The sequence below is a fragment of the Hydrocoleum sp. CS-953 genome (assembly GCF_002260545.1).
Lineage (GTDB): Bacteria > Cyanobacteriota > Cyanobacteriia > Cyanobacteriales > Microcoleaceae > Trichodesmium.
In genome coordinates this window covers 1-1,282 of sequence record NZ_LGSU01000025.1, presented here as the reverse complement: position 1 = coordinate 1,282, position 1,282 = coordinate 1, and the positions used below count along the sequence as shown (strand labels likewise).

1 protein-coding gene is annotated in these 1,282 nt (G+C 37.6%); it reads left to right on the top strand.

From position 1 onward, the window contains the following. The first annotated feature begins 106 nt into the window (after positions 1–106). Complete coding sequence (recA, locus tag AFK68_RS00090; protein ID WP_094670668.1) at positions 107–1,189, top strand: recombinase RecA; 1,083 nt, start codon at positions 107–109, stop codon at positions 1,187–1,189. The last annotated feature ends 93 nt before the right edge of the window (positions 1,190–1,282 follow it).

Here is a 1,282-nt window from a genome sequence, read left to right as displayed (position 1 = left end):
ATCTAATAATAGAATTTTAAAAATGTTACGATGATGCAGTATGAAAAACTACATTTACCCTTATGGGTAGCCATTATCTAGTGAGTGTAAGTTGGGAAAAAAACAAATGGCTTCAGCTACAGATAACAAAGAAAAACAAAAAGCTTTAGATTCAGTCCTAAAAACGATAGAAAAAAGTTTTGGTAAAGGGTCAATTGTCCGTTTGGGAGATGCTACCCGCATGAAGGTAGAAACAATCCCTAGTGGGGCACTGACCTTAGACTTAGCATTGGGAGGGGGCTTACCCAAGGGCAGAGTTATTGAAATTTATGGGCCAGAAAGTTCGGGAAAAACTACTCTTGCTTTACACGCGATCGCTGAAACTCAGAAAACAGGAGGTATAGCAGCTTTTGTAGATGCGGAACACGCTCTAGACCCTACTTATGCTGCTGCATTAGGAGTAGATATTGAGAATTTATTGGTCTCTCAACCTGATACTGGGGAGATGGCTTTGGAAGTTGTGGATCACCTTGTTCGTTCTGTAGCTGTTGATATTGTAGTTATTGACTCAGTAGCAGCATTGGTACCTAGAGCTGAAATTGAGGGAGATATGGGAGATTCTCACATGGGTCTCCAGGCTCGTTTGATGAGTCAAGCACTACGGAAAATTACAGGAAATATTGGTAAATCTGGGTGTACGGTAGTTTTCCTCAACCAACTTCGCCAAAAAATAGGTGTTGTTTATGGTAATCCAGAAACTACTACTGGTGGTAATGCTCTTAAGTTTTATGCTTCGGTTAGACTTGATATTCGTCGTACACAAACTTTGAAGAAATCTTCAGAGGAATATGGTATTCATGCTAAGGTAAAAGTTGCTAAAAATAAGGTTGCTCCTCCATTCCGTGTTGCTGAATTTGATATTATTTTTGGTAAAGGAATTTCTAATGTAGGCTGTATTATTGACTTAGCCGAAGAGACAGATGTAATTAAACGTAGAGGTGCTTGGTATAGCTACGAAGGAAGTAATTTTGCTCAAGGTCGAGAGAAAGCTATTGCTTATATGGAAGAAAATATTGATTTTGCCAGAAAAATTGAAGGTAAAGTTCGGGAACAGTTAAGTGATGGTGCTGTGGTTTCTGCTAATTCTGTGGCACAGGTTGATGAAATAGAAGAGGATGAAGATGAGGATGAAATTCTAGAAGAAGAGTAAATTTTGGTTTTGGTAAATAAAGGTATGAAAATAAAAATTGAACAATCTCAAATATTTGTTATTCAATAGATTAGCAATTACCAAAAAATACAA